We start from the raw sequence: 25,895 nt of genomic DNA on the forward strand, positions 1-25,895 counted from the left end.
CGTCGCCAGGCCGCCGGATTTAGTCTGACTTTTTCTGTTTAACAGGTCTTTGCCAGCCAGTGATATGACGTTGTTTGCTGCGGGCCACCACCAATTCATGGGCCGCTACACTGCTGGTTACCACAGAACCTGCACCAACAGTGCTGTTTTCGCCCAAAGTTAAAGGTGCCACCAGCGAGCTGTTGGAACCAACAAACACACCATCTTCAATGGTGGTCTGGAATTTATTGGCGCCGTCGTAATTACAAGTAATAGTACCTGCACCCACATTCACTTTGCTGCCAATCACCGCATCGCCTAAATAGGTTAAGTGGTTGGCTTTAGAGCCTTTGCCAAGTTTGGTTTTTTTCAGCTCGACAAAGTTGCCAACATGGCTGTCGTCTGCCAGCACTGAGTCTGGCCTGATACGGGCAAAAGGCCCGACTGAACAGTCAGCACCAACCACAGAGCTTTCCAGCATGGAGTTGGCTTTAATTTCGGTGTTATCGCCAATAGTGACATCTTTCAGGATGCAGTTAGCACCAATAACCACACCGTTGCCCAGCACCACTTTGCCTTCAAAAATCACGTTGACGTCGATCATCACATCGCTGCCAACTGTCACTTCGCCACGCACGTCAATGCGGGCCGGATCACGTAAATTGGCACCGTTTAACATCAGCTCTTCCGCTTTACGCAGCTGATAAGCCCGCTCCAGCTGTGCCAGTTGCACACGGTTGTTGGCGCCTTCAGTTTCAATAGGATTGGCCGGATGTGCGGTGGCAATCTCCACACCGTCCTGATGCGCCATGGCGATAATGTCAGTTAAATAAAACTCGCCCTGAGCATTATTGTTTTTCAGATTGGCCAGCCAGTGTTTCAGCTGCTTGCCCGGCACCGCCATAATGCCGCTGTTGACTTCCTGAATTTTTAACTGCTCAGGCGTGGCGTCTTTTTGCTCCACAATGCCCACCACCAGGCCATTTTCCCGCACAATACGGCCATAACCTGTTGGGTTGTCCAGCAGCACTGTCAGCACCGCCAAACCATGGGCAGGGCGAGCCGCCAGCAATTTTTCCAGCGTTTCTTTGCGGGTTAAAGGCACATCCCCGTACAAAATCAGCACAGTGTCGTCATCGGCCAGATGAGGGACTGCCTGTTGCACCGCATGGCCAGTACCCAGCTGTTCAGCCTGCAACACCCAGTGCAGCGGCTGATCACCTAAAGCGGCTTTGAGCTGCTCAGCACCATAACCGTACACCAGATTAATATTTTCTGCGCCAAGCGAATGGGCGGTATCAATGACATGTTGCACCATGGCGCGTTCGGCCACTTTATGCAGTACTTTCGGGAGGGTGGATTTCATCCGGGTGCCTTTACCGGCCGCCAGGATCACTACGTTTAACGCCATAAGAAGGGTCCCTGTAAATGGTGCGCTTAAGCTCTGTCGCGATATTCTAATTGATCAGGCTACAGATTACAGGGGGAGGGTGAAGTTTTGCTGAATATTGCCAGACGAAACAGCTGCCGGCTCTGACTTCATCCCGCACATCAGCACTATGCCGGCCCTGGTTACAGCTGATTCAGGCTATTTTGCCCGTCTGAGCAACACTGTGTTCTGGTTTAAAATCATCTCTTTATCTGCAACATTGATCGGTTCAAAGTCGACCCGCACAGCTGAATCGTACAGTGTCGGGTAACTGATAACCCTGAGCCGCACCGGTATCGGCTGATCTTCTGCAATTAACACATAGGCATGTTTGAGATCCAACATAGCGGCGTGGCGCCTGTGCAGCCAGAGTGTATTCAGCTGCGCCCCCGCAGGGTAGTCAATCCTGACATCATGCCAGTGCTGAGGATTCACCAAAGCATAAGGCGGCTTAGCCCTTGCTGTGTCCAGCATGGCTGAAAACAGCATCACAACCACAGCGATCACCCACAGATACCGCAATTGATGCAAAGGAGTCATGTTAATGTGGTCCCGGTAACATCAGCTGGCTGAGCAGCGTCAGCCCGGCCCAGTTCACTGAAATCCATACCATCAACCAGAGGCTGCTGCCGAAAATAACAGAGTGTTTTTCTATGATGAGCTTCATTTTTTTCTGACCTAATCAAACTGTAGAACCAGAGGCCCAACCGGGCCTCTGTTGTGATACCAACCAATGAACAACAGCTTTAGAAGCTTTGATGAAATTCAGTGACATCATCCAGCAGCGTAAAACCGGCTAAAGTTTTGTTGTTTTGCCGTTTTGCTTTCCCCTGCAATACAACTTGCAGTGCGGCTGAGGTTTCGTTTGCCAGAGCCTGCTGATAAAACTGTTTCAGCTGGGCTAACGTCAGGGATTCAACCGCGGCAATCAGCTGTTGTTTATCCGAAAAATCCAGTCTGTTGCGCAGCCAGTCGCGACTGAAGCTATCAAACTCTTCATCCAGGTTTGCCGGTGCCCGCTTTAATTCCAGTAGTTGCGTTTGTTTCAGGTTGTTAAACTCGGCTTCAGTCAGTTTTGCCAGCTGTTCGTTATACTGTTGCAGGAATAAATCGACCCGCTGCTGTAACTTCAAACCGGATAACACCGGGCTTTGGATCATCAGACCAAAACCGGCATGTTTATTCAGCGGCATTGGGATGGCCTGTACTACATAACCCAACTGTTCTTCAGTGCGGAGCTGGTTAAAAAACGCCTGATGCAGATGGCCTGACAACACCAGTGCCGCAGCTTTGCCGCTGTGTCCGCCATTGACTAAAAACTGCGCCCGGATCACTGAACTGTCGTTTTGTGGATTTGCCCGCTGCACTGTCAGACGCTGGCCTGGTTCAGGCTGCCAGCTGCGATAAGTCTGGTACTGGCGTGCGGTTTTTTTCGGGCCTGCCAGGGCTTTGGCAAAAGCAGATACATCCTGCTCAGCGTAGTTCCCTTGTGCCAATAAACGCAGCTGACTGTCCGCCAATGTCTGCTGAATGTATTGATTCAGCTCAGCCAAATTAATTTGTTTAACTGCGTCCAATAAGGCCGGCAGCTCATAACGGCCACTGGATAACACAGTTTTCACCAGCTCACTGGCCTGCTTTGCCTGCATTTGTTGCTCTGATGAGCGTAAGCTGCGTAACAGCAGGTCTTTACTCTGGTTAAATTGTTGCTCACTGATGGTTGCCGCCAGAGCTTTACCAATGTAACCGGTGAATGCGGCTTGTTTATCGGTAAAACCAGACAGTTTTAACACTAAATCATATTCATTCGCTTCCGGCTGTAATTTCATCCCTGCAGCACTGGCTTCCTGCAGCAGCGCCTGATTATTGATTAAAAAGTTAAACAACCAGAGGTGATGTAATACTGCCTGTTTGGCGCTGTTTTTTGCCTCCGGCTGGTGCCACTGCATCAATAATTGACCACGCGGCTGATCGGCAAAATGTTGGCTGCCGGCCAGCCAGGCACTGATCCCGTCAGCTTCCAATACTTTTACCGGTGTTTTGTTGCTGCTATGGTTGGTGGCGAAACTTTCCGGCTGGAAACGATTAAGCGCAGGTAAACTCATGGCAACTTTAGGCTGTTGCCAGCTTTGTATTTCATCCTTGTTAATATCAGTCACCGAATAGCGACCGGTAAAGTGCGGCACGTCCTGATCTGCCGGCTCGTTACGGCTGATATGCCATACAGTGAGCCGTTCCGGCACCAGTTGAGCCAGCAATGCATTCACAGCTTTTGGCTCAAATTTGTCATATTGATAAGGCGCGCTGATCACCGCTGGCAGCGGATAATATTGCATTGCAGCGCTGAGCCTGGCGGCATAACTAAAGCCATCGGTTTTTTCCAGGAAGTTAAACTGGTTTTGCAGTGAGGTGCGGATCTCATTGTAGTATTTTGCATCTACCCCCTTGCTGCGGATCAGGTCAAGGTATTGCATCATCACTGTGGTAATGGCTGGACGCTGTTTCATCCCGGCTTCGGTCAGCGCCATCACAATTTGCAGCGTGCCATAGTTGCCATACCATTTAGGGTCATAAGTAACCTGCACAGCATCCAGCAAACCCATGGTTTTCAGCTGCTGCGCCGGTGTACCCGGCATTTCAGAACTGATCAAGTGCGCAACAAATTCATTGGGTTTAACGCCAAAGTCGGCCAGATTGTTATCGATAATAAATTCCAGCTGCAGGCTTTGCGCTTCGGTGCCAGGCACATAATGCACCCGCTTCGGACCAAAGTTGCTAAAGTCAATCTTCGCCACAGGCCTTGGGCTATTGATCCCTTTATTTTTGATATCGGCAAAATAACGCTGTGCCAATAATCGCATTTGTGACAAAGGTTGCGGGCTGATTAACACCAGCTTCATCCGGTTGGCTGAATAGTGCTGCTGATAAAACGCCAATAACTCATCATGCAACTTGCTGTTGGTTTTATCACCCAGCGTTTCCAGATTACCAATCCAGAAACTATTTGCCGGGTGTTCACCCAATAATTGCGCCGCTATTTGCCGTTGTGCCCAGCCATCCTGATTACGGTTTAATGACCACTCCGAATTGACTGCGTTGCGTTCTTTATCCACATATTCGGGTAACAATAACGGCGCTTTAAAAAAGTCAGCAAAGCGGTCCAGTGCTTCCTCATACTTACTGTTATTAATTTCAAACATATAGTTGGTCAGCTGGTTGGTAAAAGCATTGGTGGTGCCGCCATGCTGTTTCATAAACTTCAGATAACCATCGGGTTGTGGGAAACGTTCAGTGCCCATAAACAGCAAATGCTCCAGAAAATGGGCTAAACCCTGCTGCTGTTTTGGATCGTTCAGCCAGCCCACATCCACACTTAACGCCGCTGATGATTTTTCGGCGGCCGGATCAGAGACCAGCACCACATCCAGCTGATTCTGCAGCGTAATAGCCAGGTACTGGCGCTGATCGTTAGGACTTGTTTTTATCTGCTGGCTCTGTACAACCGCAGCAGAAGACTGTCCGGTTATGGCAGGGTTTTGTGTGGCCAAGCTGTTCGCAGAAAACAGCAAACCGCTGCTAATAATGGCAATAGTCAGCGGTGTTAACGGGAAGGATTTGTTGAACATAAAAAGCTCCGTGTTTTAGTTGTGTGTTTGCAATCAGGTGTTGCTACAAACTAACCACGGAGCATTGGCTATTCGATAACCGGCAGCGGACTTTACTGTGACTTATTGCCTGAAAAGTTATAACCAAAGTTATAACCAAGCTTAACTAATTGATTCACAACTTCATTTTGCGTTGTAATGATGACGGAGCTGGCGTCATCATTAAAAGAAAACTGTGATTTTATCGGTAAAGTACTGCTCAGCTGACGCTGATAATCCTGCGTCACCAGGTTCAAACTGGCCAAAGCCCAGTTGCCATCAGCCATTAAATTGGTTGTCATCAACTTATCGCCGTATAAACCAACCTGATGCCGGTGTGCAACATTCAGTGTCAGCGGCAGTGTTTTGATTGGCTGATAATGGGCATCCAACAGATAAAACTTTCCCGTGGCATCAGCTGCAACATACTGATTTTTCCAGGGCAACAATAAACGGTAACCTTTTAATACCCGGCTTTGGCTGTTGGATTTTCTGTCGTAAATATTAACCAGCCATTCGTCTCCTATTTGTTCAGAAAAAATAATCTGCTCCCCGTTCAACACCGGGATGGCGTAGTGCACCTGCTGATTTTCAAAAGAGATGTTTTTGAGTTCGCTACTGTGCAGATCCAGCAGTTTTAACTGATATTGTTGCAGTAGCAGCAAATAGTCCGGCGTTTCGGCCAACACCATAAAGGGCTGGGCTTGCTCCAGACTGAGCTTTTTTTCACCGGTCTGCGGAAAAAAACGGGACAACTGATAGGTTGATTTTGCCTGTTCAACCAGCCAGAGCTGACCCGGTATGCGGCCATAGCTCAGGTTCAGCGCCTGACCATGAAATGAAAAATAACGCTGCACTGTCGTCAGATCTGCAAGTTGGACCTGAAAAAAATCTCTGTTTTGTGGTTTGAGCAAAAGACCAAAATAATTGCCTGCAGCATCGCGGCCAAAGCCGGTGAAACGTTCATGCCAGGGCAAAGCTGTCATGACACCATTCTGTATATTGAGTTTTTTATGCTTGTCGGCAAAATTAATCAGCAACTCTTCTGCATTAAGCCACATCAGGTTTAACTCATCAGCAACAACGGCCCCCTTCGCAAAGGACTCCTGCGCAATTAACTTTTTGTCGGCAACACGATAAATTTGTACGCTGTGACTGGCATCACTTCTGATCAGCGCAAGATGACGTTTATCCGGCGACAACACGGCGCCAAAATCGACACTGCCGGGCACAGAACTGTAGGTAAATTGCGTAAGCGCTGCGGTTTCGGTATCAAGCAGGTAGTACAAGCCATTGTGCTCACCTTTTTTGCGACCATTGAGCAGCACAAACTGATCTTTATAGGGCACCGCCTGGCCAATGTCAGATAATTCATCAAGTTCCAGCGTTCTGACAGGCACCTTTAAATCCGTGACCCCATACAAATACAACTTTGCTTTGCCATCTTCAAAAGAGGAAATAGCCAGGGTGTTGTTATTGACCATAGCGACAAGATGGTACAGAGCCTGTTCAGACACAGGGATACGTTGCAACTGACCTAACTTAAAATCGTATAAATAAGGTTGCCAAAGCCCGCTGTTACCCAGACTGCCGCTAAAGGTATGAAAGCGGCCGTCAGCGGACACGGACAAAAGTCGTTTTTCGCCGGCAATTTCAACCACAGGCTGGTGTGTGGCCATCAGCTGTTTTTTATCGTCCGGCAGCAGCGTGTAGAGAACCGTCAACATAACCAGTAATAAGACAGTGGCAAGGGGCCAAATTCTGAAGCGTTTCAGCGTGGGCTGCTGCGGCATGTCGGGCTGAGTTGGCGGGGAAAGGTACAGACTGCTGTCAGGCAAAGCAACATCAGCTGTAACCGCAGCTGCCGGATAAATAAACTGATAACCGCGTTTCATCTGCGACCTGATATAACGGGGGGTATCGGGATCGGTATCTTCCAAGAGCAGCCGCAGTTTGCTGATGGTTCTTCGAACTGCAGTGTCAGTGACCACCCGGCCTGACCAGACCTCGGCATGAAGTTCCTGCAAGCTGACAAAGCGATCCGGGTGCTGCATTAAATAACATAATACATCGATCACTTTTGGCTCGACCGGAAGCTCTCCCTCGTTGCTAAAAATACGCCGCCCGGGGACATCAACATTAAACTTCCCGATATTTACCACACTCATCAGCAAAACCACCTGTTAACCAAAAGCGCCCGCTCCAATCGCATGTTCACTATAAGAACCGGCATCCATGTTATGCAGAAGCTGTATCAAACAAAACTTCATTGAGCTTTTGACCGAACCTTGCCGACCATCAATTTATGTACTTAATAAATAATAACTTAATCTGTTGTCGTTCAACTGTTCGCAACAGCAGCGCCTGTTGTTGACAACAAGCGGCCGATTATACCTTTAATTTACAGTTGTAACATTCATCCGCGATAAATGCAGGTTCGAAGGAAGATGTGATAGATAAAAGTCCGGTGTCCATCGGGTTTGGTGTTGCAGTACGCCTGAATCAGCAATAAAAAAGCCACCTTGCGGTGGCTTTTTCAAACTCAGCAAAAATTACTTTTTGCGCAGTTTCTGGATCAGACGTAACTGAGCAATTGCTTCGGCCAATTGAGCCGCTGCTTCTGCGTAGTTAAAGTCAGCGCCGGCATGTTGCATCGCTTCCTGTGCCTGTTTTTGGGCGGCCAGGGCGGCTTGCTCATCCAGGTCTTCAGCACGGACTGCAACGTCGGCAAGCACGATCACACCATGCGGCTGAACTTCCAGCACGCCACCGGCAACATAAATCAGATGCTCTTCACCAAACTGTTTAACAATCCGCACCATACCTGGCTTGATGCCAGTCAGCAGTGGAATGTGGCCAGGTAAAATACCCAGTTCACCTTCGCTACCAGTAACCTGAATGGACTCAACAAGGCCAGAGAAAATTTTCTCTTCGGCACTTACCACGTCCAACTGTACTGTCATCGCCATTTCGCTCTCCTAAAGCTGTAAAATTACAGCTTCTTCGCTTTTTCGATTGCTTCGTCGATAGAACCAACCATGTAGAAGGCTTGTTCTGGCATGTGATCAAATTCACCTTCCAGAATGCCTTTGAAACCACGGATAGTTTCTTTCAGCGGAACGTATTTACCTGGCGAACCAGTGAATACTTCAGCAACGAAGAACGGCTGCGACAGGAAACGCTGGATTTTACGAGCGCGGAATACAGTAGTACGGTCTTCATCAGACAGTTCGTCCATACCCAGGATCGCGATGATGTCTTTTAACTCTTTGTAACGTTGCAGTACTGACTGTACGCCACGAGCCACTTCATAGTGCTCTTTACCGATCACCAGTGGATCTAACTGACGAGAAGTAGAATCCAGTGGGTCGATCGCCGGGTAAATACCCAGAGAAGCGATGTTACGGCTCAGAACTACTGTCGCGTCTAAGTGAGAGAACGTAGTCGCTGGTGACGGGTCAGTTAAGTCGTCCGCTGGTACGTAAACCGCTTGTACAGAAGTGATAGAACCAGTTTTGGTTGAAGTGATACGCTCTTGCAGTACACCCATCTCTTCGGCCAGCGTTGGCTGGTAACCTACTGCAGATGGCATACGGCCCAGCAGTGCTGATACTTCAGTACCGGCCAGGGTGTAACGGTAGATGTTATCTACGAAGAACAGTACGTCACGACCTTCGTCACGGAACTTCTCGGCCATGGTCAGACCGGTCAGAGCTACACGTAAACGGTTTCCTGGCGGCTCGTTCATCTGGCCATACACCAGTGATACTTTGTCCAGAACGTTTGAGTCGTTCATTTCGTGGTAGAAGTCGTTACCTTCACGGGTACGCTCACCTACACCGGCGAATACTGAATAACCGCTGTGCTCGATTGCGATGTTACGGATCAGTTCCATCATGTTTACGGTTTTACCAACACCGGCACCACCGAACAGACCAACTTTACCACCTTTTGCAAACGGACATACCAGGTCGATAACCTTGATACCTGTTTCTAACAGTGCGTTTGAAGCAGCCTGATCTTCGTAGCTTGGTGCAGAACGGTGGATAGCCCAACGCTCTTCTTCACCGATTGGACCGGCTTCGTCGATTGGCTCGCCCAGCACGTTCATGATACGGCCGAGTGTTGCTTTACCTACTGGTACGTGAATCGCTTTGCCAGTGTTGGTCACTTCAGCACCACGACGCAGACCGTCAGTTGAACCTAACGCGATGGTACGAACAGTACCGCCACCTAACTGCTGCTGTACTTCAAGTACTAAACCAGCCAGGTCGCCGTTTGTTACGTTTAACGCGTCATAGATACCAGGTACCGATTCTTGTGGAAAGTCGATATCCACAACGGCGCCAATGATTTGGACTACCTTACCTTGACTCATGTTAATTCCTCTAATTTCTCAAACCTGTAAACCTAAGCGTTAAACAGCGGCAGCACCGGCGACGATTTCGCTCAGTTCCTGCGTAATTGCTGCCTGACGGGCTTTGTTGTAAACCAGTTTCAAGTCATCCATCAGGTTGCCGGCGTTATCGGTAGCGGCCTTCATTGCCACCATCCGCGCTGCCTGTTCGCTGGCTGCGTTTTCCACAACACCCTGATAAACCTGAGACTCTACGTAGCGGTCCATTAACTTCTCGAGGATAGCTTTTGGATCTGGCTCGTAAATGTAGTCCCAGCTGTGACTTCTGGCTGACAGCTCTGCTTTTGGCAAAGGTAAGAGTTGCTCAATCACTGGCTCTTGCTTCATGGTATTTACAAAGTTGTTGTATACCAGGAACAAACGGTCAATTTTGCCTTCAGAATATTCATTCAGCATTACCCGCACAGTACCAATGACATCAGCCAAACGTGGTGTATCGCCTGAACCCACTTGTTGTGCAACTACTTTACCGCCAAAACGTTTGAAGAAGGCAGTGGCTTTGTTGCCGATCACGGCAAACTCAGCATTAGCGCCTTGTTCTTTCCACGCTTTGAGGTCGATCATCACACGTTTAAATTCGTTGGTATTCAAGCCGCCGCAAAGACCCCGGTCTGTTGATATCACAATGTAACCGACGTTTTTCACCGGACGTTCTGTTAAGAACGGGTGACGAAACTCGAGGGTACCATTGGCGATATTACCGATCACTTTGCGCATACCTTCAGCGTATGGACGGCTTTGTGCAACCCGCTCTTGCGCTCTGCGCATTTTGCTGACTGCAACCTTTTCCATAGCGCTGGTGATCTTACGAGTATTGTTAATACTCCCGATCTTACTTTTTATCTCTTTTGCGCCGGCCATGACTAATCTCCGAAAATTTCAACGAAGGGTGGTGTTGCCACCACCCGATGCCAACACCTGATTACCAGGTTTGAGTCGCTTTAAACTTCTCAATCGCGCCTTTGATAGTGGCTTCGATTTGGTCGTTGTAGTTACCGGTTTTGTTCAGATCAGCCATGAATGCGCCGTGCTCTGCGTGCATATAAGCCAGCAGGGCAGCTTCGAAGTCGAGAATTTTCGCAACTTCAACGTCTTTCATGTAGCCTTTTTCGATGGCAAAAATCGACACGCCCATATCAGCAACGCCCATTGGCGCATACTGTAACTGCTTCATCAGTTCAGTTACTTTCTGACCATGGTCTAACTGCGCACGGGTCGCGTCGTCCAGGTCTGAAGCAAACTGAGCAAATGCCGCCAGTTCAGAGAACTGAGCTAATGCCAGACGAATACCACCGCCAAGCTTTTTGATGATCTTGGTTTGCGCAGCACCACCAACACGAGATACCGAAATACCAGCGTTAACTGCTGGACGGATACCGGCGTTGAACAGGTTAGATTCTAAGAAGATCTGACCGTCTGTGATTGAAATCACGTTGGTTGGTACGAATGCAGAAACGTCACCACCCTGGGTTTCAATGATTGGCAGTGCAGTTAAAGAACCGGTTTTACCTTTCACTTCGCCGTTGGTTAAACGCTCAACATAATGCTCGTTTACACGAGATGCACGCTCTAACAGACGGCTGTGTAAATAGAATACGTCGCCCGGGTAAGCTTCACGTCCTGGTGGACGGCGTAACAACAGAGAGATTTGACGGTAAGCAACAGCTTGTTTTGACAAGTCATCGTATACGATCAGCGCATCTTCACCGCGGTCACGGAAGTATTCACCCATGGTACAACCAGAGTATGGTGCCAGGAATTGCAGCGCAGCAGCTTCAGAAGCAGATGCAACAACCACGATAGTGTGGGCCAGTGCACCGTGCTCTTCCAGCTTACGTACTACGTTGGCGATGGTCGAAGCTTTCTGACCGATACAAACGTAAATACATTTCACGCCAGAAGATTTCTGGTTGATGATGGCGTCGATGGCCAGAGCTGTTTTACCAGTCTGACGGTCACCGATGATCAGCTCACGCTGGCCACGGCCGATTGGAATCATCGAGTCTACTGATTTGTAACCAGTTTGCATTGGCTGGTCAACCGATTGACGGTCGATTACGCCTGGAGCAATTTTTTCTACCGGTGCAAATGCAGCAGCTTGTACCGGGCCTTTACCGTCGATTGGTTCACCTAAAGTGTTCACCACACGACCTAACAGACCTGGACCTACCGGCACTTCTAAAATACGGCCAGTGGCTTTTACTTTGATACCTTCACGCAGGTCCGCATATGGACCCATAACTACGGCACCTACAGAGCTGCGCTCTAAGTTCAGTGCGATAGCGTAACGGTTACCAGGAAGCTCAATCATCTCACCTTGCATACAGTCAGCAAGGCCATTGATACGGATGATACCATCGGTAACAGACACGATAGTACCTTCGTTACGAGCTTCACTGACAACTTCAAACTGAGCAATACGTTGTTTGATCAGTTCAGAGATTTCAGTGGAATTCAGTTGCATGCTCTAATCCCCAATTATGACTGCAGCGCAGTGGCTAAACGGTCTAACTTACCGCGAACTGAGCCATCAATAACCATATCACCGGCTTTGATTAACATACCACCGACAACAGTCGGGTCTACGCTACAGTTCAACTTAACATTGCGTGCTAAACGCTGTGACAAAGCTGTGACAAGCTTTTCCTGTTGTGCCGCGCTCAGAACCGTGGCAGAAACAACATCAACAGTTGCTTCTTTTTCGTGTTCGGCTTTTAACAACAAAAATGCTTCCAACACAGCAGGCAACGCCAATAAACGTTTGTTTTCAGCCATCACTTTAATCAAGTTCTGACCTTGTTCATTGAGTTGCGCACCACAAACCTGGATAAAAAACTCAGCCTGTGCTTCTGCACCGCTGTTGTTTTGCAGGCGCTCGGCAACAACAGCGTTGTTTGCTACTTCAGCAGCAAAAAACAGCATGTCGGCCCAGGCCGCCAAAGCGTTTTGTTCAACTGCATAGTCAAACGCCGCTTTGGCATAAGGACGAGCGACAATCGTCAGTTCAGACATGGCTCTTCCTCTTTATAGTTCTGCAACCAGTTTTTCCAGGATGTCGCTGTGGGCAGCTTCATCAATCGAACGTTGAAGAATACGTTCTGCACCGGCAACTGCCAGAGCAGCAACTTGCTTACGTAACTCTTCTTTCGCCCGGATGCGTTCAGCTTCAACTTCAGCTTTGGCCTGAGCCAGGATTTTCTCCCGCTCTGCCTGCGCTTTCACCGCAGCTTCGTCAATAATCTGCGCTTCGCGTTTTTTAGCCTGGTCGATCAGGGCAGAAGCTTGAGCTTTTGCTTCGATCAGCTGTTTCTTTGCATTCTCTTGCGCTAAACGCAGGTCCTGTTCGGCGCGATCACTCGCGGCCAGGCCATCTGCAATTTTTTGCTGGCGAGTTTCAATGGCGCCGATAATTGGTGGCCATACCCATTTCATACAGGCGATGACGAACACCAAAAACGCGATTAACTCACCAATGAGAGTGGCGTTAATATTCACGAACGCTTCTCCTTAATTACAAAAAGTAAATGTTCTGTTGGCTGCCAATTAGATAGCGAACAGCATGTACAGACCGATAGCAACACCGATCATCGCGATGGCGTCGATCAGACCAGCAACGATAAACATTTTACCTTGTAATGAAGGAGCTAATTCTGGTTGACGTGCAGCAGACTCCAGGAACTTACCACCTAAAGTACCGAAACCAATCGCAGTACCTAAAGCACCGAAACCGATTAACAGAGCTACAGCGATGTATTTTAAACCTAATACCATTTCCATGATTTTCTCCGAGTTTCTAAAGTTAAAGTTAAAGTTAAAACGAAATCGATATTAATGATGCTCGTGCGCCATACTCAGGTATACCACTGTTAACACCATGAAAATAAAGGCTTGCAGTGTAATAACCAGAATGTGGAACATCGCCCATGGGAAGTGCAGTGGTAACTGCCATACACCCAGAAGTGCAATCAGAATGAAGATCAGCTCGCCGGCATACAGGTTACCGAATAACCGCAGCGCCAGTGACAGTGGTTTGGCTAATAACGCCACCACTTCCAGAATAAAGTTGAACCAGTACAACCAAGGGGTATTAAACGGCTGAGTGGTCAGCTCTTTAATAAAACCGCCGATGCCTTTGATCTTGATGGAGTAACCAATCATCAGGATAAACACACCAATGGCCAGAGCGAAGGTCATGTTTAAGTCTGTGGTTGGTACAATTTTCATGTAAACGTGCGCCGGATCATAACCCATGGCAGCACCGATCATTTGGGCTGCGTAAGGGATGAAGTCAACAGGCACTAAGTCCAGCAAGTTCATCAGGAATACCCAAACAAAGATAGTCAGGGCTAAAGGCGCAATAACGGCGCTCTTGCCATGAAAGGTACCTTTGACGGTATCGTTGATAAACTCCACGACCATTTCAACGGCACATTGCCATTTGGTCGGGACACCGGCATTGGCTTTTTTGGCCACTGCACGGAAGGAGAACAGGAACACAAGTCCCATAAGAATTGACCAGCCTAAAGTATCAACGTGCCAGGTCCAAAAACCCTCGCCGACACTCCAGTTGGTCAAGTGGTGGGTAATATACTCTTTGCTTGTAAGCTCAGCACCAGATGCCATCGTTAGTCCCAATTATCGTAGTTAATCAAAATCGGTAAAAACACCTGTAATATCAAAGCGGAAACAATTCCGGCAAAAAATAGCCAATCGACTATTACAGCGTGTTTCAGCACTGCCATCACCAGCAATGCCATCAATAAAAATTTGAAGGTTTCGCCGCGATAAATGGACTTCAGAATCAGCTGTAACTGATCAGTCCCGCGAAAACGAAACACATACCACGTAAAGACACAATGGGGCACAACTACACATAACGCGCCATACAGGGCAGATTTAGCGCCTAAGGCATCAAAAGCCAGATAAACGCCAGCTGCAACTAACAATGCAGCAACAAACTGCCAGATAAAAGTCTTAAAAATCAGTCTGAAGCGCTGTTTTGTTGTGGTTAAAGTCAACGAATACCACCTGTAGAATGCTCAAACTACAGCGCAAAAAACTCGCGCAAGTATACTTAACTGCCTTATTTTTGCAACCAAAAGCGGCGCTAAGGCTTGATTTGTCGGTATTTTGGTAAACTAACTGCTTAGTTTTCAGTCGGGGTCAGACCAAGCTTTTCCAAAATGCCATCCAGTTCGTTCAGATTGCTATACCCGATCACCAGTTCGCCTTTGCCTTTTTTGCTGTAACTGATACTGACAGGCGCGGCAAAACGTTCACTTAACCGCTGCTCCAGCGCTGCTACGTCCGGGTCTTTTACCTTAGGTTGTGCTTCTGGTGCAGGTTCCAATAAACGACGCACCAGACTTTCTGTTTCACGTACTGTCAGCTGCTTAGCGGCAATAATACGACCGGCATCAGACTGCTGGCTTTCACTGAGCGCAAGCAAAGCCCGGGCATGACCCATTTCAATATCACCATGCTCCAGCAGGGTTTTCACATCGTCGGCCAGCTGATTCAGACGCAACAAGTTGGTCACAGTAGTGCGGGATTTGCCAACAGCGTCAGCAACCTGTTGATGAGTTAATTCAAATTCGGTTAAAAGCCGCTGTAATGCCACAGCTTCTTCCATGGCATTGAGATCTTCCCGCTGAATATTTTCAATCAGTGCAATGGCAACAGCAGCTTCGTCAGGCACGTTTTTGATGATACAAGGCACTTCGGCCAGACCGGCAATTTGTGAAGCGCGCCAGCGTCTTTCACCGGCGATAATTTCATAAGACTCAGCAGCAAGTTCGCGCACAACTATTGGCTGGATGACCCCCTGGGCACGGATAGAACTGGCTAAATCGTCCAGTGCTTCCTGCGACATGTCTTTGCGGGGTTGGTATTTGCCTGGTGTTAACCACTCAATCGGCAACTTTTGTAATTCGTGTGGATGACTTTCAGGCTGAGTTTCAGCAACTTCCTGGACCTGAACCTGCGGCCGGCCTGAAGTTAATAATGCGTCCAGACCCCGTCCTAAACCACGTTTTTTTACCGACATTGCGCCTTAATTCCTTAAAAATTCAGACAGAAGCTGCTGTTTTTACTTGTTTTTTATCCGAACGCCGCAAAATTTCCCCTGCCAGTGCCAGGTAGGCTTTTGCGCCGGTCGAGCTTTTGTCGTAATACATTACCGGAGTACCAAAACTGGGGGCTTCCGCCAGCCGGACATTACGTGGGATCACGGCACGATATACTTTTTCACCAAAATGCCGTTTTAACTGTTCAGAAACGTCGTTGGCCAGCCGGTTGCGCGGGTCGTACATAGTACGCAAAATGCCTTCAATTTTCAGATCGGCATTGACCACAGCAGCCAGTTTATTGATGGTTTCCACCAGAGCAGTTAAACCTTCCAGCGCATAATATTCACACTGCATCGGCACTAATACTGAATCAGCTGCTGCCATGGCATTGACGGTCAGCATATTGAGCGAAGGCGGGCAATCAATAAAAATAAAATCGTATTGGTCGCGGTAGTTTTTCAGTGCATTACGCAGGCGCAGTTCGCGGGCAAACACGTCCAGCAAACGCACTTCAGCTGCTGTGACATCTGAATTGGCAGCCACCAGGTGATAACCACCGGCAGTTTCTTTTACCACCACTTCCGGCAGTGGTTTTTCGTCCACCAACAACTCATAGGCTGTTGCCGGCACTTCGTATTTATCAACGCCACTGCCCATAGTGGCATTGCCCTGCGGGTCTAAATCAATCAGTAATACTTTACGTTTGGTTGCCGCCATCGAAGCGGCCAGATTGACTGCGGTTGTGGTTTTACCTACACCACCTTTCTGATTCGCAATAGCGATGATTTTTCCCACAGCATTCCCTCGAAAGTAAATCAGCCTGGTATTTTTTCGACGATGACCAAAAAGCGCTGCCCGGTCAGTTCCGGTACCAGTAAAGTCTCGTTGGCGACAACTTTAACAAAATCCGGCAAAGCTGCAATTTCTTCTGCAACCTGCGCACCTTTCATGGCGAGAAATTGGCCATGATCTGCCGGCAAATGAGCACACCAGCCGATCATATCACTTAACGAAGCAAAAGCACGACTCAGCACCTGATCATAACCCTGTACCGGCTGATGCTCTTCCACCCGGCTTTGCAGTGGAGTTACATTCTGTAAACCCAGCTGTAATTTCACCTGATTTAAAAAACGGATCCTTTTGCCCAGACTGTCGAGCAGGGTGAACTGTTTTTCCGGAAAACAAATAGCCAGCGGAATACCAGGTAAACCAGGACCAGTGCCAACATCTATAATGCGCTGCCCTTTGACAAAAGGAGCCACCGCCAGACTGTCCATAATGTGTTTGACCAGCATTTCCATTGGGTCGCGCACTGATGTCAGGTTGTAAGCGCTGTTCCATTTGTCCAGCAACTGCACATACTGCACCAGTTGTTGCAGTTGTTGTTCTGACAATTGCAGACTGGTTTGTGCCACCAGCTGACGTAATTTTTCTAACATGCAAACACAACCTTAAGCAGATTTACGCAACAAACCCTGTTTTTTCAGGAACACCAGCAACAGTGAAATAGCGGCTGGCGTAATGCCGGAGATCCGTGAAGCCTGACCCACGGTTTCAGGTTGCGCCTGATTCAGTTTCAGCACCACTTCATTGGATAAACCTTTGACCACGGCATAATCAAACTGAGCCGGCAAACGGGTATTTTCGTTGCGCTCCTGTTTGGCAATTTCGTCCTGTTGCCGGTTGATATACCCTTCGTATTTGATCTGGATTTCCACCTGTTCAGCTGCCGCCGCATCACTGAGGGCAGGCCCAACACCTTCAATAGCCATCAGATCCTGATAATTCACTTCAGGGCGGCGGATCAGATCTTCCAAGCTGGCTTCACGGCTTAACGGCGTTTTTAATAACGCATTTACTTCTGCCAAAGCCACATGCTGCGGATGGATCCAGCTTTGTTTCAGGCGCTGGCGTTCCAGTTCTATCTGTTCCATTTTGGCGTTAAATGCCGCCCAGCGGGCGTCGTCCACCAGGCCAAGTTCACGGCCTTTGGTGGTTAAGCGTAAATCGGCGTTGTCTTCACGTAACATCAGACGGTATTCAGCACGGCTGGTGAACATGCGGTACGGTTCTTTGGTTCCCATGGTGGTCAGATCGTCGACCAAAACGCCGGTGTAAGCCTGATCGCGGCTTGGCACCCAGGCTTCTTTTTCCTGTACAAACAGTGCGGCGTTTAAACCGGCCAGCAAACCCTGAGCACCGGCTTCTTCATAACCTGTGGTACCGTTAATTTGACCGGCAAAGAATAAACCTTTGATAAATTTGGTTTCTAACGATGTTTTTAGATCTCTTGGATCAAAAAAGTCATATTCAATGGCATAACCAGGGCGGGTGATGTGTGCATTTTCCAGACCCGGAATTGAATGCACTAAAGCCAGCTGCACATCAAAAGGCAGGCTGGTTGAAATACCGTTTGGATACAACTCGTGGGTGGTTAAACCTTCAGGCTCGATAAAGATCTGGTGTTTGTCTTTATCTGCAAAACGATTGATCTTGTCTTCAATCGAAGGGCAATACCTTGGGCCAATACCTTCAATCACACCAGTGTACATAGGCGATCTGTCTAAACCACCACGGATAATATCGTGCGTTTTTTCATTGGTGTAAGTGATAAAACAAGGGATCTGCTGCGGGTGATCGCTGACTTTGCCCATAAAAGACATCACAGGCAGTGGGGTATCACCAGGCTGAGGCTGCATTTTGTTAAAATCGACACTGCGCGCATCAATTCTTGGTGGCGTGCCGGTTTTTAATCTGCCAACTCTGAAAGGCAAGGCTCTTAAACGTTTTGCCAGGGCGATTGATGGTGGATCGCCTGCTCTGCCGCCTGAATAGTTTTCCAGGCCAATGTGAATCTGGCCACCGAGAAAAGTGCCAACAGTGAGTACCACAGTTTTAGCGGTGAATTTCAGACCCATCTGGGTGACAACACCACACACCTGATCCTGTTCAACAATTAAATCATCACAGGCTTGTTGGAAGATCTGCAGGTTTGGTTGGTTTTCCAGTATATTGCGGATAGCAGCACGATATAACTGACGGTCGGCCTGAGCGCGGGTAGCCCGCACAGCTGGGCCTTTAGAGCTGTTCAGAGTGCGGAATTGGATCCCAGCGAGATCTGTAGCTTTTGCCATAGCGCCGCCGAGTGCATCAATTTCTTTCACCAGATGGCCTTTACCAATACCACCAATCGCCGGGTTACAGGACATCAGACCCAGGGTCTCTACGTTATGGGTTAACAGCAAAGTTTGCATGCCCATGCGTGCGGCTGCTAATGCGGCTTCGGTACCGGCGTGGCCACCGCCGACTACAATCACATCGTAACTTTGTTGGAACAACATATCTGCCTCTGCAACTTCAAGGATAACGCGAAAAAAGGGCACGTATTGTAACTGGATCGGCACTGAAACGAAATGGCTAAAATCTGATCCGGATCCTCAGTTGACTTTAAATATATATAAGGATCTTTAAAGAGATCTTTTTATTATTCTTACTACTAAGCACCGAGTTTTAGGTGGATAACCAATTTTTGCTGAAAAGGATCAAGATCTTACGGAAGATCTAAACTGTGATCTGATCCGGATCTGTCTGCCGTGATCCTGTGATCAAGTTGAGGTTTTATCCACAGAGCAACAAAGTGAATATTTCATTAAGAGGATAATACCACGTTATTAAGCTAGTTATACGCTACTTATGCACATTTATATTTAAAGTATGATTAATTTGTGGATAAGCAGGTATAGTTGGATCATAACTCAGATCTGAGCTTTATCATGCATTTATCAGATTGATATTAAGAATTAGCCTGCTAAAAGACAGATACTTGGTTTTGTTGGTGTTTCATTGCTGATGCCAACATGGAAGTACGTTAGAAATCCAGTTTCTGGACAGTGACTTGTGTAGTTGGCGGGCTGAAAAGCCCGCTTTTTTTATTTCTAAATTCAGAGCTGTGTTAAGCACAGACCAAAAATAATGCCTGTGCCAGGTGTAAGCCGGATCAAACTTTTATATCAGTACTGTTTGAAAATTGTCTTTTAGCGCTGAAGCTCTGTCGTCGCTAAAGTTTTTATAAATTCAGGCAGCCAGGCACAAGCTGTGTCCTCAGGCAGTTCGGGTTGAAGTACATCAATATTCAAAGCTAAACCAAGACTTTGCGCGCCTTTTATCTGCAACAAAGCTTCCATTTTCCGACCGGCCTGACAAAAAGTATCATAGCTGGAGTCACCTAAAGTGATCACGGCATAAGAAACTGTGGTAAGATCACTTCGATCTTGTGCTAATTGATCCGCAAAGGGTTGGATATTGTCGGGCAGATCACCCGCACCGTAGGTCGAGGTGATCACTAACCAGATAGCGTTTCTGGATAGTTGTTCTAATTCGGGTGTCAGATGCAGCCTGACTTCATAACCCGCTTGTACCAGTGTATCAGCTACTTGTTCAGCAGTGTATTCAGCTGCGCCCATTTGGCTGCCCACGAGGATCTCAATCATCTGTCAAACCTTTGTCAGGAAAAATGATTGGCTATACTACTGGAATAAAAATGTGCAAAGCCACGCTTTTTGCACATTTGGGGTATTTTTACAGCAAAGCAGGCTCTGTAAAACTACAATAGCACAACCACCTATCGCCTGCGTGTTATTGAGGTTTATACAATATATGTCTGAGTCCCTGACTTTTTCCCAGCTTGATCTGCCAGATGCAATTTTGCGTGCAGTTACAGAATTGGGTTATGAAACTCCATCGCCAATCCAGGCGGCGGCCATCCCAAAACTGTTAGCGGGAGAAGACTTACTGGGTCAGGCGCAAACCGGTACAGGTAAAACTGCTGCTTTCGCGCTGCCACTGTTAGCCCGGCTTGATCCGGCCCAAAACGAACCACAAATTCTGGTATTAGCTCCAACCCGCGAACTGGCGATCCAGGTTGCAGAAGCATTCCAGGCTTATGCCCGCTTTATGCCGGCTTTCCATGTACTGCCTTTATATGGTGGTCAAAGTTATACCAACCAGCTGAAATCATTAAAACGTGGTTCTCAGGTGATTGTTGGTACCCCGGGTCGTATCCTTGATCACCTGGATCGTGGCACGCTGCAGTTAGATAAACTGCGCGCTATCGTGCTGGATGAAGCCGACGAAATGCTGCGGATGGGCTTTATTGATGACGTGCAGACCATTATGGATGCCACTCCGGCAGGCCGTCAGGTGGCGATGTTCTCGGCTACTATGCCGTCGCAAATCCGTGCTATTGCACAGAAACACCTGAAAAATGCCCAGGAAATCAAAATTGAATCCAAAACCAGCACCGTAGAGCGTATTACTCAGCGTTATGTCATGCTCGACAGTAATCAGAAGCTGGATGCGTTAACGCGCGTGTTGGAAGGCGAAGAATATGACGCCAGCATCATTTTTGTGCGTACCAAAAGTGCAACTGAGGAAATTTCCGAAAAATTAGGTGCTCGCGGTTATGCTGTAGCTTGCCTCAATGGCGATATGAACCAGGCCAACCGCGAACAAACCATTCGCCGCTTAAAAGCAGGTCAGATTGATATTATTGTGGCAACAGACGTTGCTGCCCGTGGTCTGGACGTTGAACGTATCAGCCTGGTTATCAACTATGACATTCCGTACGACAGTGAAGCTTATGTACACCGTATTGGCCGTACTGGTCGTGCCGGTCGTTTAGGTAAAGCCATTCTGTTTGTGTCACCACGTGAACGTCGTTTATTACGCACTATCGAACACGCTACCCGCCAACCGATTGAAAAAATGTCGCTGCCAACAGGTGAAGTGATCGAACAGCGCCGTATTGAGTCATTCCGTGAACAACTGGCCAACACCATCGAAGCTAAAAACTTAAGTTTCTTCCAGGACTTAATTAACGATTGGCGTGAAAAACTGGAAACAACAGATGCAGATTTAGCTGCGGCGCTGTTGTTCCTTGCACAAAAAGATCAGCCGTTAAACGTGGCCAAACAGTTCCCGGAAATCCGTGAACCTCATGCCCGTGGTGACAGACCGGATCGTCCTGAGCGTGGAGATCGTCCACGTTTTGAAAGGGGCGACAGACCAGAGCGCGGTGATCGCCCTGAGCGCGGCCCGCGTCCACGTCGTGAAATGCAAGGCAACTACAATACTTACCGTATTGAAGTGGGTAAAGAACACGGTGTGCGTGCAGGTGACATTGTTGGTGCTATCGCGAACGAAGCGAATATCGACAGCCAGTTTATCGGTAACATTAAACTGTTTGACCATTTCTCAACAGTTGAACTGCCGGCAGATATTCCAACCGAAATCTTCCAGCATCTGAAAAAAGTTTATGTGCGTAAGCAAAAACTGAATATCAGTGTGGATACCGGCGGTCATAGTGGTGGTGACCGGGGTGGTGATCGCGCTGAGCGTCCAGCCGGTGATCGTCGTCCTTCATCAGCGCCAGCTGGTGCAGGCCCGCGTCCAGGTGCAGCGCCAAAACGCCGTACCCGCGAATAACAGCGGATTGATAACAAAAAACCACCTTCGGGTGGTTTTTTTATGGCTGAAAATGCTCAGAGCCTGTGGTTGTTTGCCACTTTTTCATGAATAGCCCAGACGCTGTATGAATGACCGCAACAGATGCCGCTCAGCTATTCTCAGAGCACTTGGTTTGCCCAGAGTCTGACACCGGCGCCCGCACATATCAGGTGAGCACAAGCATGACTTTGAATAATGGGGCTGCGCCCTTGAAACTGCTGTGATTCCCCCTCAGATCCCACAGTATAAAACTGCTTCTGTCTGGAGATCCTGATGATTATTGCTTGCCCTCATTGTGCTGGATTAAATAGGGTGGCAGCTGCCAAATTGTCGGCAGTGCCTGTCTGTGGCAAGTGCAAAGCGCCTTTGTTTTCTGGTGTGCCGGTTGAGATCAACAATATGAATTTTGCCAATTTGGTACAAAAATCTGAATTGCCAATAGTGCTGGATTTTTGGGCCAGCTGGTGTGGCCCTTGCCAGAATTTTGCGCCTGTATTTGCCCTGGCTGCACGCGAGCTGGAACCCGACTTTCGTTTTGGCAAAATTAATACGGAACAACAGCAACAACTGGCTGCACAGTTTCAGATCCGCTCTATTCCAACCCTGATGTTGTTCCAGCAAGGTGAACTGATAGCCCAGTTATCCGGTGCTTTACCAAAACAACAGTTTTATCAGTGGTTGCAGCAACAAAAACCAAAACTGAAAAAAGCCGAATAAAGAAACATGTAAATTTTGTTTACAATTCAACGAATAACATTAATCTTTTTGGCTGGTGTTTTTCTGCGCTAATCCATTAGAGTTGCGTTTTTTTACAAACCAATCACAAATGGATCATTGATGAAAAAGTTAGCCTGGCCAGCCCTGTTGCTGTGCCTTCATGCCGAAGCAAAAAGTCCACAAGAGCAAAACTGGCAGTTGCTGGAAACCGAACATTTCCGGCTGATGTTTCCAAAAGAGTTTCAGGGGCTGGCGCAAAATGCCAGCCATGAGCTGGAGCAAAGCCGTGCTTTAGTATTAAAACAACAACAACGGCAGCTTGCCAAAAAAACGGATGTGGTGCTGCTTGACCCCGACAATGCTCCAAACGGTTTTGCCCTGCCGCTCAGTCACACACCAACCATGGCGCTTTTTGCCACAGCGCCGCAGTCTGACAGTGCTTTACATCATTTATCCGGCTGGATGCAGCTGGTTGCATTGCATGAATATATTCACCTGGTGCATCTGGCACAGCCGGAGCGTAGCGCCTGGCGTGACAAACTGAATCAGCTGTCACAGTTGTCAGATCTGACAAGGCTGGATAGCCCGCGCTGGGTCAGTGAAGGTTATGCCACTTTGCAGGAGTCGAAGCTGACCGGTAAAGGCCGGCTGTACAGCGCTTATGCTGAAGCCTGGTTACAGCAGCTGGCGCAGGAAGGTGCTTTACCACGTTATAACGAGTTGAATATTGCTGACGGACGTTATCAGGCCCGCGGTTTTGCTTATCTGGTGGGTGCCCGTTTTCTGGCCTGGCTGGAACAGAATTATGGTGTCGAAAAACTCGATACGGTCTGGACCCGTCAGGTGGCAATAAAAAATCGCAGCTTTGATCAGGCTTTTGAAGGTGTGTATGGCGTCAGTGCCCAGACTTTGTATCAACGTTTTGTCGCCGAATATAGTTTCCAGAGTATGCAGCTGCAGCAACAACTGCAGCCGCTGCAAGCCAAACTCTGGTTAAACAGCAAAGGCCGCCAGCAGAGCCCGGCGTTAAGTCCGGATGGTACTTTATTGGCTGTGGTGACTGATGACAGTCGTGAGCAAAGCCAACTGCAGGTGTTTTTAACTGCGGATAACCAAAAAGCCAGGGAAAAGTTTCAGCAAAGCCAGAAAGAACTGCTGGAAAACGACAAGCAGGATGTTGTTGATACTGAACCAGCCAGTTTTAACCCTGAGCAAAAATATCTGCTGGAACAGCGCAATTTCACTGGCATGCGTGACCCGCGTTGGTTAAATGCAGAGACATTAGTTTTTGGTGCGAACACCAAGGATCAATTTGGCAATTCGCAGCAGGATTTGTTTTTGTGGCACCTGCCTTCGGGTGAAGTGAAGGCGTTGAGTCAGAATGCTGGCTTACGCCGCTTTGATGTTAGCCCGGATGGCCGTTTTATTATTGCTGAGCGTCAGCAAGCCGGTTATGCCGATTTGGTACGGCTTGACATCGCCACCGGGGATATTCAGCCGCAGACTGAAGCTGCGCTTGAGCAAATTTATGATTTTCCTAGAATTTCACCAAATCAACAGCAACTAGCTGTGCTGCACTTTGCTCCGCAACAAGGCTGGCAATTACAGCTGCGTGATGTAGCCGGTCAGTTGCAGCAACTGGTGCCAATGCCGGAGGGTTATCAGTTTCTGTCGTATCCAAGCTGGAGCACTGATGGCAAGTCGTTGTTTTTTGTTGCCAGCCAGCAAGGACGTTTGTGCTTGTATCGATATGATTTATCAAGCAAAAAGCTTTGGCAGCTGACTCATGGCGCGGAAATGGTACAAATGCCGGTGCCAATGAAAAATGGTTCATTATTGTTGCAGCTGGTCAATCAGCAAGGGCCGGATTTGTATCTGACTGAACAATTTAATGCCGTTGAAGTGACAAGTTTTGCCGCTAATACCAACAGCGAAGGTTCCTGGTTACTGGCAAAAAACTCAATCAAGCCGGCCGTTGGTGATATCGCCAGCCAAACCCATACCAGCAGAACGGACACTGTGCCTGTACAAAATCATCTGCGGATGCCAGAGGTGCAGGTGCATCAGGGAGCGCCGGTTGGCGCCAGCCAACAGCCTTATGGTGTGGGTCCACAACAACAAAGTCTGACGCTGCATTACCACTTCAGTAACTTTACGCCTGATGCTATTGGCATTGCGTTAAAAGGTGGCGATCCGGTGAAAATGCTGGATTATCAGTTGGGTGTACAAAAGGACCTTAGCCACAACGATTTTAGCGCTGCTTTTGGCGCAGTGCGTTATCAGGGCTGGCCGGTTAAAGTTTTACTGTCACTGCAACAATCCAGGCTGGACCTGAGTGGTCAGCAAAATTTCGGGCAGGGTTTGGAAAAACAAAAATCTGCTTTATTGCAGCTGAGTTATCCATGGCGCGCCGGTGAGTGGCAATTTGACCAACAATTACAACTGCGTGAATTGGATTTAACCGGCAGTTTGGGTAACGGCGAGTTATTACCGGACGATCAAAACAGCAGTGCCAGTTTAGTGTTGACTCAGAGCTGGCAGCATCAACGCAACAGTTGGGGACTTGGTTTTGCCAACAGCTTTAGTTACCACCAGAGTGCCGGTGACAGCTGGCGTGGTGTGGACTGGGCACCTGAGGTGCATGGCCGCTGGCAAGACTGGATTTTAGCTGTGGAAGGCCGCTGGCAGCGCCGTTGGCAACAGGATGCGCTGCTGCGACTCGGTGGTTTTAGTTCAGCTGCGATGACTGCCGCAGTAGATCCAAACCGGATTTTGTCATCTGAACTGGCTTTTGCCACGCTGCAGGGCCAGGACTATCGTCGTTATCAGCTGAGCCTGGCGCATCAGTCGATGCCACCTTTGCGTCTGTTGTACCGTCGTCACCAGTTTGCCGGTACAGCGGATCTGGACACTTATGGTGTGGCTGTTGATCTGCCACTGAGTTTTGGTGTCGGGCCGGTCAGCCTCAGCGATCTGCAGTTGGATCTCGGCTTGTTCCGCATATCCCCTGAGGATGCAGAACAAGACACGGCGCTTTGGTTGCATCTGGGTTACCAGTTCTAAAGATCTGAGAATGCTGGCCTTGCCGGCCAGCTGTTGGCGCCGTTATAGTGCTTTACCATAAGCGATTTAGCGGC

Annotated in this window: 21 protein-coding genes; 3 read left to right on the forward strand and 18 right to left on the reverse strand. The window is 48.4% G+C overall.

Annotated elements, in window-relative coordinates:
* Positions 1–19: 19 nt before the first annotated feature.
* The 18 genes from glmU to mioC all read right to left on the reverse strand — a co-directional run bounded on the left by glmU (position 20) and on the right by mioC (position 20,027).
* Positions 20–1,390, reverse strand: coding sequence for a bifunctional UDP-N-acetylglucosamine diphosphorylase/glucosamine-1-phosphate N-acetyltransferase GlmU (gene glmU, locus N3Z11_RS12640; protein ID WP_260657549.1), 1,371 nt, complete (start codon positions 1,388–1,390; stop codon positions 20–22).
* 177 nt (positions 1,391–1,567) lie between these two features.
* Positions 1,568–1,948 (reverse strand): hypothetical protein, encoded by a 381-nt coding sequence (locus tag N3Z11_RS12645; protein ID WP_260657550.1) that lies wholly within the window; start codon positions 1,946–1,948, stop codon positions 1,568–1,570.
* 206 nt (positions 1,949–2,154) lie between these two features.
* Positions 2,155–5,034, reverse strand: a complete 2,880-nt coding sequence (locus N3Z11_RS12650) for an insulinase family protein (protein ID WP_260657551.1) — start codon at positions 5,032–5,034, stop codon at positions 2,155–2,157.
* Positions 5,035–5,126: 92 nt separating this feature from the next.
* Entirely contained in the window at positions 5,127–7,220 is a 2,094-nt protein-coding gene (locus N3Z11_RS12655) for a transcriptional regulator (RefSeq protein ID WP_260657552.1), read from the reverse strand.
* A 384-nt stretch (positions 7,221–7,604) separates the two neighbouring features.
* On the reverse strand, positions 7,605–8,021 hold the full coding sequence (locus tag N3Z11_RS12660) for a F0F1 ATP synthase subunit epsilon (RefSeq protein WP_260657553.1): 417 nt from the start codon (positions 8,019–8,021) through the stop codon (positions 7,605–7,607).
* Between the two features lie 23 nt (positions 8,022–8,044).
* A complete protein-coding gene (atpD, locus tag N3Z11_RS12665; protein ID WP_260657554.1) occupies positions 8,045–9,430 on the reverse strand; it encodes a F0F1 ATP synthase subunit beta in 1,386 nt (461 codons plus the stop codon).
* A 39-nt stretch (positions 9,431–9,469) separates the two neighbouring features.
* A complete protein-coding gene (gene atpG / locus N3Z11_RS12670; protein ID WP_260657555.1) occupies positions 9,470–10,330 on the reverse strand; it encodes a F0F1 ATP synthase subunit gamma in 861 nt (286 codons plus the stop codon).
* A gap of 61 nt (positions 10,331–10,391) precedes the next feature.
* Entirely contained in the window at positions 10,392–11,933 is a 1,542-nt protein-coding gene (atpA, locus tag N3Z11_RS12675) for a F0F1 ATP synthase subunit alpha (RefSeq protein ID WP_260657556.1), read from the reverse strand.
* 14 nt (positions 11,934–11,947) lie between these two features.
* A complete protein-coding gene (gene atpH, locus N3Z11_RS12680; protein ID WP_260657557.1) occupies positions 11,948–12,481 on the reverse strand; it encodes a F0F1 ATP synthase subunit delta in 534 nt (177 codons plus the stop codon).
* Between the two features lie 12 nt (positions 12,482–12,493).
* Positions 12,494–12,964 carry a F0F1 ATP synthase subunit B gene (gene atpF, locus N3Z11_RS12685; RefSeq protein ID WP_260657558.1) on the reverse strand — a complete coding sequence of 157 codons (471 nt, stop codon included), beginning with the start codon at positions 12,962–12,964 and terminating at the stop codon, positions 12,494–12,496.
* A 48-nt stretch (positions 12,965–13,012) separates the two neighbouring features.
* Entirely contained in the window at positions 13,013–13,246 is a 234-nt protein-coding gene (gene atpE / locus N3Z11_RS12690) for a F0F1 ATP synthase subunit C (RefSeq protein ID WP_260657559.1), read from the reverse strand.
* 51 nt (positions 13,247–13,297) lie between these two features.
* Positions 13,298–14,092, reverse strand: a complete 795-nt coding sequence (gene atpB, locus N3Z11_RS12695; RefSeq protein WP_260657560.1) for a F0F1 ATP synthase subunit A — start codon at positions 14,090–14,092, stop codon at positions 13,298–13,300.
* Between the two features lie 2 nt (positions 14,093–14,094).
* On the reverse strand, positions 14,095–14,487 hold the full coding sequence (locus N3Z11_RS12700) for an ATP synthase subunit I (RefSeq protein WP_260657561.1): 393 nt from the start codon (positions 14,485–14,487) through the stop codon (positions 14,095–14,097).
* 128 nt (positions 14,488–14,615) lie between these two features.
* Positions 14,616–15,515 (reverse strand): ParB/RepB/Spo0J family partition protein, encoded by a 900-nt coding sequence (locus N3Z11_RS12705; protein WP_260657562.1) that lies wholly within the window; start codon positions 15,513–15,515, stop codon positions 14,616–14,618.
* 22 nt (positions 15,516–15,537) lie between these two features.
* Positions 15,538–16,332, reverse strand: coding sequence for a ParA family protein (locus N3Z11_RS12710; protein WP_260657563.1), 795 nt, complete (start codon positions 16,330–16,332; stop codon positions 15,538–15,540).
* Between the two features lie 20 nt (positions 16,333–16,352).
* The gene (rsmG, locus tag N3Z11_RS12715; RefSeq protein ID WP_260657564.1) at positions 16,353–16,976 is read right to left on the reverse strand and encodes a 16S rRNA (guanine(527)-N(7))-methyltransferase RsmG; all 624 of its coding nucleotides are present in this window, start codon (positions 16,974–16,976) and stop codon (positions 16,353–16,355) included.
* Between the two features lie 12 nt (positions 16,977–16,988).
* Positions 16,989–18,878: a tRNA uridine-5-carboxymethylaminomethyl(34) synthesis enzyme MnmG gene (mnmG, locus tag N3Z11_RS12720; RefSeq protein WP_260657565.1), complete on the reverse strand. Its 1,890-nt coding sequence runs from the start codon at positions 18,876–18,878 to the stop codon at positions 16,989–16,991.
* 693 nt (positions 18,879–19,571) lie between these two features.
* Positions 19,572–20,027 carry an FMN-binding protein MioC gene (gene mioC / locus N3Z11_RS12725; RefSeq protein ID WP_260657566.1) on the reverse strand — a complete coding sequence of 152 codons (456 nt, stop codon included), beginning with the start codon at positions 20,025–20,027 and terminating at the stop codon, positions 19,572–19,574.
* 166 nt (positions 20,028–20,193) lie between these two features.
* On the opposite strand from mioC, the gene N3Z11_RS12730 reads away from it, so the two are divergent.
* From N3Z11_RS12730 to N3Z11_RS12740, 3 genes are all read left to right on the forward strand, one after another.
* Complete coding sequence (locus N3Z11_RS12730; RefSeq protein ID WP_260657567.1) at positions 20,194–22,020, forward strand: DEAD/DEAH box helicase; 1,827 nt, start codon at positions 20,194–20,196, stop codon at positions 22,018–22,020.
* 294 nt (positions 22,021–22,314) lie between these two features.
* Positions 22,315–22,758 (forward strand): thioredoxin TrxC, encoded by a 444-nt coding sequence (trxC, locus tag N3Z11_RS12735; RefSeq protein ID WP_409566869.1) that lies wholly within the window; start codon positions 22,315–22,317, stop codon positions 22,756–22,758.
* A 120-nt stretch (positions 22,759–22,878) separates the two neighbouring features.
* Positions 22,879–25,821: a TolB family protein gene (locus N3Z11_RS12740; protein ID WP_260657568.1), complete on the forward strand. Its 2,943-nt coding sequence runs from the start codon at positions 22,879–22,881 to the stop codon at positions 25,819–25,821.
* Positions 25,822–25,895 lie beyond the last annotated feature (74 nt).

Origin of the sequence: Rheinheimera sp. 4Y26 (assembly GCF_025245835.1) — a bacterium.
In the GTDB taxonomy this organism is placed as follows: Bacteria; Pseudomonadota; Gammaproteobacteria; order Enterobacterales; family Alteromonadaceae; genus Pararheinheimera.

Bases quoted from the DNA above. Each gene is read 5' to 3' on its own strand.
- N3Z11_RS12730 (WP_260657567.1), top strand. From the start codon at position 20,194: ATGTCTGAGTCCCTGACTTTTTCCCAGCTTGATCTGCCAGATGCAATT.
- N3Z11_RS12645 (WP_260657550.1), bottom strand. From the start codon at position 1,948: ATGACTCCTTTGCATCAATTGCGGTATCTGTGGGTGATCGCTGTGGTT.
- glmU (WP_260657549.1), bottom strand. From the start codon at position 1,390: ATGGCGTTAAACGTAGTGATCCTGGCGGCCGGTAAAGGCACCCGGATG.
- atpH (WP_260657557.1), bottom strand. From the start codon at position 12,481: ATGTCTGAACTGACGATTGTCGCTCGTCCTTATGCCAAAGCGGCGTTT.
- atpA (WP_260657556.1), bottom strand. From the start codon at position 11,933: ATGCAACTGAATTCCACTGAAATCTCTGAACTGATCAAACAACGTATT.
- N3Z11_RS12740 (WP_260657568.1), top strand. From the start codon at position 22,879: ATGAAAAAGTTAGCCTGGCCAGCCCTGTTGCTGTGCCTTCATGCCGAA.
- rsmG (WP_260657564.1), bottom strand. From the start codon at position 16,976: ATGTTAGAAAAATTACGTCAGCTGGTGGCACAAACCAGTCTGCAATTG.
- mioC (WP_260657566.1), bottom strand. From the start codon at position 20,027: ATGATTGAGATCCTCGTGGGCAGCCAAATGGGCGCAGCTGAATACACT.
- atpG (WP_260657555.1), bottom strand. From the start codon at position 10,330: ATGGCCGGCGCAAAAGAGATAAAAAGTAAGATCGGGAGTATTAACAAT.
- trxC (WP_409566869.1), top strand. From the start codon at position 22,315: ATGATTATTGCTTGCCCTCATTGTGCTGGATTAAATAGGGTGGCAGCT.
- atpD (WP_260657554.1), bottom strand. From the start codon at position 9,430: ATGAGTCAAGGTAAGGTAGTCCAAATCATTGGCGCCGTTGTGGATATC.
- N3Z11_RS12660 (WP_260657553.1), bottom strand. From the start codon at position 8,021: ATGGCGATGACAGTACAGTTGGACGTGGTAAGTGCCGAAGAGAAAATT.
- N3Z11_RS12650 (WP_260657551.1), bottom strand. From the start codon at position 5,034: ATGTTCAACAAATCCTTCCCGTTAACACCGCTGACTATTGCCATTATT.
- atpE (WP_260657559.1), bottom strand. From the start codon at position 13,246: ATGGAAATGGTATTAGGTTTAAAATACATCGCTGTAGCTCTGTTAATC.
- N3Z11_RS12705 (WP_260657562.1), bottom strand. From the start codon at position 15,515: ATGTCGGTAAAAAAACGTGGTTTAGGACGGGGTCTGGACGCATTATTA.
- N3Z11_RS12655 (WP_260657552.1), bottom strand. From the start codon at position 7,220: ATGAGTGTGGTAAATATCGGGAAGTTTAATGTTGATGTCCCCGGGCGG.
- mnmG (WP_260657565.1), bottom strand. From the start codon at position 18,878: ATGTTGTTCCAACAAAGTTACGATGTGATTGTAGTCGGCGGTGGCCAC.
- atpB (WP_260657560.1), bottom strand. From the start codon at position 14,092: ATGGCATCTGGTGCTGAGCTTACAAGCAAAGAGTATATTACCCACCAC.